At 71.7% G+C, this 8,330-nt stretch carries 8 protein-coding genes; 1 reads left to right on the top strand and 7 read right to left on the bottom strand.

Going from position 1 to position 8,330, the window contains the following annotated elements:
- Positions 1-36: 36 nt before the first annotated feature.
- The 6 genes from DQW06_RS20320 to DQW06_RS20295 form a co-directional block, all read right to left on the bottom strand.
- Positions 37-1,371 (bottom strand): pitrilysin family protein, encoded by a 1,335-nt coding sequence (locus DQW06_RS20320; protein ID WP_013154590.1) that lies wholly within the window; start codon positions 1,369-1,371, stop codon positions 37-39.
- Between the two features lie 113 nt (positions 1,372-1,484).
- On the bottom strand, positions 1,485-3,797 hold the full coding sequence (locus tag DQW06_RS20315; protein ID WP_071622628.1) for a polyribonucleotide nucleotidyltransferase: 2,313 nt from the start codon (positions 3,795-3,797) through the stop codon (positions 1,485-1,487).
- A gap of 305 nt (positions 3,798-4,102) precedes the next feature.
- Entirely contained in the window at positions 4,103-4,372 is a 270-nt protein-coding gene (gene rpsO / locus DQW06_RS20310; RefSeq protein ID WP_013154592.1) for a 30S ribosomal protein S15, read from the bottom strand.
- Positions 4,373-4,636: 264 nt separating this feature from the next.
- Entirely contained in the window at positions 4,637-5,584 is a 948-nt protein-coding gene (locus tag DQW06_RS20305; protein ID WP_117199115.1) for a bifunctional riboflavin kinase/FAD synthetase, read from the bottom strand.
- 167 nt (positions 5,585-5,751) lie between these two features.
- Positions 5,752-6,036: a type II toxin-antitoxin system RelE/ParE family toxin gene (locus DQW06_RS20300; RefSeq protein ID WP_013154594.1), complete on the bottom strand. Its 285-nt coding sequence runs from the start codon at positions 6,034-6,036 to the stop codon at positions 5,752-5,754.
- Complete coding sequence (locus DQW06_RS20295) at positions 6,033-6,323, bottom strand: type II toxin-antitoxin system Phd/YefM family antitoxin (protein ID WP_013154595.1); 291 nt, start codon at positions 6,321-6,323, stop codon at positions 6,033-6,035. Before DQW06_RS20295 ends, DQW06_RS20300 begins: the two co-directional genes overlap by 4 nt.
- A 209-nt stretch (positions 6,324-6,532) precedes the next feature.
- On the opposite strand from DQW06_RS20295, the gene DQW06_RS20290 reads away from it, so the two are divergent.
- Entirely contained in the window at positions 6,533-7,381 is an 849-nt protein-coding gene (locus DQW06_RS20290; protein ID WP_013154596.1) for an alpha/beta fold hydrolase, read from the top strand.
- 20 nt (positions 7,382-7,401) lie between these two features.
- Here the strand turns inward: DQW06_RS20290 and truB are convergent, their stop codons facing one another.
- Positions 7,402-8,289: a tRNA pseudouridine(55) synthase TruB gene (gene truB, locus DQW06_RS20285; protein WP_019607980.1), complete on the bottom strand. Its 888-nt coding sequence runs from the start codon at positions 8,287-8,289 to the stop codon at positions 7,402-7,404.
- Positions 8,290-8,330 lie beyond the last annotated feature (41 nt).

Here is an 8,330-nt window from a genome sequence, read left to right as displayed (position 1 = left end):
GTGTACGTCACAGCGGCGCCGTTCCCGGCCCTCCGGTCAGAAGACCCGGTCGGCCGCGTAGGGGCCGATCACGGCCAGCGCGCGCGGCCGCGACAGCAGGTCGGCGGCCACCTCGGCCACCTCCGCGCCGGTCACCGCGTCGAACAGCGCCAGGCTCTCGTCGATCGAGTAGTGCCCGGGCCTGTTCAGCTCGTGCGAGAGCAGCCGCCCCATCCTCGCGTTGGTGCCCTCGCTGCCCAGCACCAGCGACCCCTGGATCTGGCCCTTGGCCCGGGCCAGCTCCTCCTCGGTGATGCCCGAGGCGGCCACCTTCGCCAGTTCCTCGCGGCACACCCCGATGACCTCGTCGGCCTTGTCCGGCAGGCAGCCCGCGTAGATCTGGAAGCTGCCGGTGTCGGCGTAGTCGGCGTTGTAGGCGTGCACCGCGTAGGCCAGGCCGCGCTTCTCGCGCACCTCCTGGAACAGGCGCGAGGACATCCCGCCGCCCAGGGCTGCGCTGAGCAGCCGCAGCGCGTGCCACCGCGGGTCGGTGCGGCAGAGCCCCTCCGACCCCAGGATGATGTGCGCCTGCTCGGTCTCGCGCGACTGCACCACCGTGCCGCCGTAGGTGGCGACCGGCGAGCCGCCGATGCGGGGACGCGCGGGGCGGGCGTCCCCGGCGGCGGCCGAGTGCTCGGCGAACAGCGCGCGGACCTGCTCCACCACCCGGTCGTGGTCCAGGCTGCCCGCCGCGGTCACGATCAGCTCGCCGGGCACGTAGGCGTCGCGGTACTGCTCGGCGATGCGGTCGCGGGAGAGCGCCTCGATGGTGTCGGTGGTGCCCAGGATCGGTCGGCCCAGCGGCGAGTCGCCGAAGAAGTGCGCCGCGAAGACGTCGTCCACCAGGTCGGCGGGCTCGTCCTCGTACATGGCGATCTCCTCCAGGATCACGCCCCGCTCGGTCTCCACCTCGCCCTCGTCGAGCACCGAGTTGGCCACCATGTCACCGATGACGTCGACGGCCAGCGGCAGGTCGCGGTCGAGCACCTTCGCGTAGTAGCAGGTGTGCTCCTTGGTGGTGTAGGCGTTGTGGTCGGCGCCCACACCGTCCAGCAGCGCGGAGATCTCCAGCGCCGAGCGCTCCTTGGTCCCCTTGAACAGCAGGTGCTCCAGGAAGTGCGCCGAGCCCGCGTGCGCGGAGTCCTCGTCGCGGGAACCCGTGGTCGCCGAGATCCCGAACGCGGCGGAGCGCACGCCCGGCACGGCCTCGGTGACCACGCGCAGGCCGCCGGGGAGCACCGTGCGGCGCACCAGTCCGGTACCGCCGTCCGGCTCCAGCAGCGTCACGGTCGTGTCCGGGTCCTGCTCGGCGGCGATGGGGACAGAGCTCATGGATCCTTCTTCTTCGTCGGGACGTCGGTGGCCGGTCCACCCGGCGGTTCCGGCCGAGGATACGCGCCGGGGCGGCCGCACCCAAGGTGCGACCGCCCCGGCGTCGGTCAGGATCAGGTGTTCTCCGAACGCCCGCCCGAGCTGCGGCGGCGGCGACGGCGCGGGGCGTCCCCGCCGTTCTTGTCGCCGCCGTCCTCCTCGGCCGGGGAGCCCTCGTCCTCAGCGGCGGGAGCCGCAGGAGCGGCCTGGGCCGACTCGGCCTCCACGACCTCGACCGGGACCAGCGACAGCTTGCCGCGGTCGTCGATCTCGCGGATCTCGACCTGGATCTTCTCGCCGATGCTGATCACGTCGTCGAGGTTCTCGATCCGCTTGCCGCCGTGCAGCTTGCGGATCTGCGAGATGTGCAGCAGGCCGTCCTTGCCGGGCAGCAGCGACACGAACGCGCCGAACGTGGTCGTCTTGACGACGGTGCCCAGGTAGCGGTCGCCGACCTCGGGCATCGTCGGGTTGGCGATCTGGTTGATCGTGTCCCGCGCGGCCTCGGCCGAGGGGCCGTCGGTGGCGCCGATGTAGATCGTGCCGTCGTCCTCGATGGTGATCTCGGCGCCGGTGTCGTCCTGGATCGAGTTGATCATCTTGCCCTTGGGGCCGATGACCTCGCCGATCTTCTCCACCGGGACCTTGACGGTGAGGATGCGCGGAGCGTTCGGGCTCATCTCGGCCGGGCGCTCGATGGCCTCCTGCATGACGTCGAGGATGGCCAGGCGGGCGCCGCGGGCCTGCTGGAGCGCGAGCGCCAGCTGCTCGGCGGGGATGCCGTCGAGCTTGGTGTCCAGCTGCAGGGCCGTGATGAGCTCGCGGGTACCGGCGACCTTGAAGTCCATGTCGCCGAACGCGTCCTCGGCGCCCAGGATGTCGGTGAGGGTGACGAACTCGTCGCCCTCGCTGATCAGGCCCATGGCGATGCCCGACACCATCTCCTTGAGGGGCACGCCGGCCGCCATCAGGGACATGGTGGAGGCGCAGACCGAACCCATCGAGGTGGAGCCGTTGGAGCCCAGGGCCTCCGACACCTGACGGATGGCGTAGGGGAACTCCTCGCGGGCGGGCAGGACCGGGAGCAGGGCGCGCTCGGCGAGGGCGCCGTGCCCGATCTCGCGCCGCTTGGGCGAGCCCACCCGACCGGTCTCACCGGTGGAGTAGGGCGGGAAGTTGTAGTTGTGCATGTAGCGCTTGGTCTTGTCCGGGTTGAGCGTGTCAACCGTCTGCTCCATGCGCAGCATGTTGAGCGTGGTGACACCCATGATCTGGGTCTCGCCGCGCTCGAAGAGGGCCGAGCCGTGCACCCGCGGCAGGACGCCGACCTCGGCGCTCAGCTGGCGGATGTCCTTGGGGCCGCGGCCGTCGATGCGGATCCCGTCGCGCAGCACGCGCTCGCGCATGAGCTGCTTGCTCAGGGAGCGGAAGGCGGCGCCGATCTCCTTCTCGCGGCCCTCGAAGTCCTCGGCGAGCTTCTCGGCGGCCGAGGCCTTGACGCGGTCCAGCTCGGCCTCGCGGTCCTGCTTGTCCGCGATGGTCAGCGCCTTGGACAGCTCCTCGCGGACGGCGCCCTCGACGGCGGCGTACACGTCGTCCTCGTAGTCGAGGAAGATCGGGAACTCGCCCTGCTCGCGGCTGGTCTGGTCGGCGACGGCCTGCTGGGCCTTGCACAGGACCTTGATGAAGGGCTTGGCGGCCTCCAGGCCCTCGGCGACGGTCTGCTCGTTGGGGCCGACGGCCCCCTCGGCGACCAGCTTGAGGGTGCGGACCGTGGACTCGGCCTCCACCATCATGATGGCGACGTCGCCGTCGGCCAGGACGCGACCGGCGACCACCATGTCGAAGGTGGCGTTCTCCAGCTCGGCGTGGGTCGGGAAGCCCACCCACTGGCCGTCGATGAGGGCGACGCGCACGCCGCCGATCGGGCCGGAGAAGGGCAGCCCGGCGATCTGGGTGGACATCGAGGCCGCGTTGATGGCGACGACGTCGTACAGGTGCTCGGGGTGCAGGGCCAGGACCGTCTCGACGATCTGGATCTCGTTGCGCAGGCCCTTCCTGAACGACGGGCGCAGCGGCCGGTCGATCAGGCGGCAGGTGAGGATGGCGTCCTCGGAGGGACGGCCCTCACGCCGGAAGAAGGAGCCGGGGATGCGGCCCGCGGCGTACATGCGCTCCTCGACGTCCACCGTCAGGGGGAAGAAGTCGAGGTTCTCCTTGGGGCGCTTCGAGGCGGTGGTGGCGGACAGGACGACCGTCTCGTCGTCCAGGTACACCGTGGCCGATCCGGCGGCCTGGCGGGCCAGGCGACCGGTCTCGAAGCGGATGGTGCGGGTGCCGAAGGAGCCGTTGTCGATGACGGCTTCGGCCGAGTACACGCCCTCCATGGGCGACCTCCTACTACACGTGTTCGCGTTCGTGGCGCCCGGCACGCGAGGCGTGCCGGCGCTCGTTGTTCGTCTTCCCGCGTCCGTGCCCCGGAGTTGATGACGGCCGGTCATCGATCGAAGCCCACGGCATGCCCTGAGGGGAATGTCCGGGGACCACTACCGAGGACCGGCCCCGACTCTGCGCCGGGGTGGGGAGCGGGTGGTTCTCACTGTGGAACCGGGGTGGACGGCGGCGCATGACCACCGTCGTGTCACACCTTACTAACAAAGCGGGAGCGGCCGAAGCCACTCCCGCCGACAACCTAGCGGCGCAGACCCAGACGCTCGATGAGCGAGCGGTAGCGGGTGATGTCCTGCTTGGCGATGTACTTGAGCAGACGGCGGCGGCGACCGACCATCAGCAGCAGGCCGCGGCGGCTGTGGTGGTCGTGCTTGTGGCCCTTGAGGTGCTCGGTCAGCTCGGTGATGCGGTGCGTGAGCAGCGCGACCTGGACCTCGGGGGAACCGGTGTCACCCTCGCCGGTGGCGTACTCGGCGATGATCTTCTCTTTGGTGGCGGTGTCGATCGACACGTCGCTCCTTCACTGGAAAGTCGGTACGCGGTGTGGAACCCGGTGCGCGACCGGGAACAGACGCGGTGACCGCGCGTACGAACAGTCACCGTCGCGTGTGGTGCGCGGCCCGCCGCCGACGGCGTGGGTGCGCCGCGCTCCCCCGGCGACGGTACGCGCGGAGGCGACCGGCCGTGGGCACACGTGGACAACGACCACCCTACCGCAGAGCACGAGGTGGCGGACCGTGGCCGGGCACGGGTGGGGTCTCCCCCGCTCCGCGCCCTACCCGGCGCGCAGGACCTCGCGGCAGCGGTCGACGTCCCGGCGCATGGCGACGATCAGCTCGTCGATGCTGTCGAAGCGCTCCTGACCGCGGATGTGCACCGTGAAGTCCACCGTCATGCGCAGCCCGTACAGGTCCAGGTCGTCGCGGTCCAGGGCGTAGGCCTCCACGGTGCGCTCGGCGCCGTCGAACGTGGGGTTGCTGCCCACGGAGATGGCGGCGGGCCAGCGCGACTCCTGCCCCGGGGCGGGCTCGGAGCGGTGGAGCCAGCCCGCGTAGACGCCGTCGCCGGGGACGGCGGTGTCGGGGAGCAGGTCCATGTTGGCGGTGGGGAAGCCCAGCAGCTCGCGGCCGCGCGCGGCGCCGTGCACGACCTCGCCCCCGACCCGGTGCGGGCGGCCCAGCAGCTCGGCGGCCCCGGCCACGTCGCCCTCGGCGAGCAGCCCCCGCACGCGCGTGGAGGTGATGGTGTCGCCGTCCGCGACCAGGGCGACCCCGTCGGCGGTGAAGCCGTACTCGGCGCCCAGCGCGGCCAGCGCGGCGACGTCGCCCGAGGCGCGGTGGCCGAAGCGGAAGTCCTCGCCCACGACCACGGCCGCGGCGTGCAGGCGGTCGACCAGGACGCGCTGGACGAACTCCTCCGGGGTCAGGGAGGACAGGTCCTTGGTGAAGGGCAGGACGCACACGGCGTCGGCGCCGTACTCGGTCAGCAGCTCCACCCGCCGCTCCAGGGGGGTGAGCACCGGCGGGGTGGTGCCGCGCAGCACCGTCTGCGGGTGGGGGTCGAAGGTCACCACGGTGACCGGGAGGCCGAGTTCGCGCCCGTGCCCGACCGCGGTCTCCAGGATGGCCTGGTGGCCACGGTGCACTCCGTCGAACACGCCGACCGCCACCACGGAGCGCCCCCACCCGGAGAGAACGCCCTCCAGCCCGTCCCATCGCCGCACGTCCGGCTCCCCTGCTCGTCGCTGCTCGTGGTCCGCGCGGAGCCCGTGGCGCCCAGCGCGCCCGGAACCCGCACGAACCAAGGGTGCCACGTCCGCGGGTCCCCCACCGACACAAGGGGTGTGTGGCCCAGCACACGCCGGACCACCGCTCCAGCGGATACCGAAGGTCAGCGCCCGACCGAGTAGTGGTAGGCGTCGGCCCGCCCCCGAATGTCGCAGACGACGATGACGCCCTTATCGTCGTCTATGCCGAATCGAATCCTGTAAGTGGCACGGCGGGCGACCCGTTCCTGACCGTAGGGGGGATTGAGTCGTTTCCCCACTTTGCGGGGGTTCTCCCTGAGGTCTCCCCGAATCAGCTCCCATGCCGCCGTGGCCACCTTGTCAGGCAACGTCTCGGACAGGGCACGGCGCGCGGTACGGGCCAGGACGATTTCGTACCGGTCGCTCACGTTTCCGTCTCCCTGCGCGCACGTTCTCGCATGAGCTCGGCCATCTCGTCACCGGTGACCACGTCCCCGCGTTCGTACTCCTCCTTCGCCCGGGCCAGACTCGCCTGCTCCTCCGGACTGTCCAGAAGGGCGAAGGTCTCCATCATCGACTCGTAGTCGTCCACGGAGATCACCACGGCACTGGGCCTGCCGTTGCGGGTGATGGTGACGGCGTCGTGCGTTCTCTCCACCTCATCGACGATCTTGGACAGGTTGTTTCTGGCCTCGGCCAGCGGAAGCGTCGTCATGGCGTGAATTCCAGCCAATCGTGTCGCGGGTTGTACATCATTCACGCCAGTCCGCTCTCTTCGTATGGCGGTTACGGGAAGTCCCGTCGCCCGGGAGGAACTGGAGGACGCCGGGCTCCGCCGCGGCTGAGGCCCGGGCGCGCGCCCGGCCGCTCCGCCCGCGGCGGAGCCGGGTTGGCACACGTGCGCGGGGCGGTTACCGTGCACCGATGGCGATGATCGACACGGGTGCGACCCGACTGGCGTACGACGAGGCCGGTTCCGGTCCCGCGATCGTTTTCGTGCACGCCGGTGTGGCCGACCGGCGCATGTGGGACCACCAGTTCACCGAGTTCGCGAAGACCCACCGGGTGGTCCGCTACGACTGGCGCGGCCACGGCGGCTCCGCCGACCACGAGGGCCCCGTCGACCACCACGAGGACCTGCTGGCCCTCATGGACGCCCTGGAGATCGACCGGGCGACCCTGGTCGGCGCCTCCTTCGGGGGCGCCTACTGCGTGGACGCGGCGCTGGCCGCCCCGGAACGGGTGGGGGCACTGGCCCTGGTCTGTCCGGGGATGTCAGGGCACGAGTGGCCGGAGGTCTTCGTGCGCGAGGCGCGCAAGATGGTGCTGGGCGCCGTCCCCCACGAACGCCTGGAGGTGTACCGGGCGGGACGCGCCGACCCCGATCCCGGGGACGTGGCGGCGATGGCCGAGGCCCAGGCCCGGTTCATGGTGCTGGGCCCCGGGCGGGTGCCCGAGGACCTGCCGCCGGAGGCCTGGGACCTGGTGCTGCTCATGCTGCGCGAGATGTTCGCCCGCGAGTGGTCCGGGCCGGTCGCCACCACCCGCTGGCCGGAGCGGCCAGCCAGCGACCGCCTGGGCGAGATCGCCGTGCCGACGCTGGTGGTGAAGGGGATGTCGGAGATCGCCCAGGTACGGGAGGTCGCGGACCTGTACGCCGGGGGCGTGCCCGGGGCGCGGCTGCTGGAGATGCCCGACACCGGCCACCTGCCGTCCGTGGAACGCCCCGGCGAGCTGACCGCGGCCCTCGCCCGGTTCCTGGGGACCGCCTGACCGGGCGGGTCCGCGCGGTGTCAGGCGGGTTCGAAGACCACCACGGGCTTCATGTGGTCGCGGCGGTTCTCCCCCAGGGCGATGACGCGGCCGTCCTGGGCGAAGAGGCCGACCGGGCCGCTTCCGGACCCGTCCGGCTCGATCCGGTTGCCGTGCCGGATCCGCTGCTCCTCGTCCCCGCTCAGGGCGCGCGCCGGGAAGGCCGCGGCCACGGCCTCGGCCAGCGGGACCTGCGTGAACTCCTCGGCCAGCTCGTCCAGCGTGCGCGCCCGGGACAGGTCGTAGGGGCCCACCCTGGTACGCCGCAGCGCCGTCAGGTGCCCGCCCACGCCCAGGTCGGCGCCCATGTCACGGGCCAGCGCACGGATGTAGGTGCCGCTGGAGCAGGTGACGGAGGCGTCCACGTCCACGAACTCCCCGTCGGCGTCAAGGACCCGGCGCACGTCGGTGACCGTGAACTCCGCGACGGTGACCGTGCGGGCCTTGAGGGCCACCTCCTTGCCCTCGCGCGCCGACTTGTAGGCGCGCTTGCCGTCCACCTTGATCGCGCTGACCTGGGGCGGAACCTGCTGGATCTGCCCGGTGAGCCTGCCGACGGCGGCGCGCACGGCCTCCTCTCCGACCCCGGAGGCGTCCGCGCGCACGAGGGGCTCGCCCTCGGCGTCGTCGGTGTTGGTCGTCAGACCGAGGCGGATCGTCGCCTCGTAGACCTTCTCCGTCAGGGTCAGGTGGCCCAGGAGCTTGGTGCCCTTCTCGATGCCCAGCACCAGGACCCCGGTGGCCATCGGGTCCAGGGTCCCCGCGTGGCCGACCCTGCGGGTGCGCGCGAGCCCGCGCGTCCTGGCGACCACGTCGTGCGAGGTCCAGTCGGCGGGCTTGTCGACGACCACGACGCCGCTCTCGGCCATGGTGCTCCCTCGGGGTGAAGGGCGGCGGCGCGGTCCGCGCC

It is taken from the genome of Nocardiopsis sp. TNDT3 (assembly GCF_003427465.1).
In the GTDB taxonomy this organism is placed as follows: domain Bacteria; phylum Actinomycetota; class Actinomycetes; order Streptosporangiales; family Streptosporangiaceae; genus Nocardiopsis; species Nocardiopsis dassonvillei.
Note: the sequence above shows the minus strand (reverse complement) of the source record. Positions and strands in the feature narration are given on the sequence as shown.

Bases quoted from the DNA above. Each gene is read 5' to 3' on its own strand.
- DQW06_RS20295 (WP_013154595.1), bottom strand. From the start codon at position 6,323: ATGACGACGCTTCCGCTGGCCGAGGCCAGAAACAACCTGTCCAAGATC.
- DQW06_RS20315 (WP_071622628.1), bottom strand. From the start codon at position 3,797: ATGGAGGGCGTGTACTCGGCCGAAGCCGTCATCGACAACGGCTCCTTC.
- truB (WP_019607980.1), bottom strand. From the start codon at position 8,289: ATGGCCGAGAGCGGCGTCGTGGTCGTCGACAAGCCCGCCGACTGGACC.
- DQW06_RS20320 (WP_013154590.1), bottom strand. From the start codon at position 1,371: ATGAGCTCTGTCCCCATCGCCGCCGAGCAGGACCCGGACACGACCGTG.
- DQW06_RS20290 (WP_013154596.1), top strand. From the start codon at position 6,533: ATGGCGATGATCGACACGGGTGCGACCCGACTGGCGTACGACGAGGCC.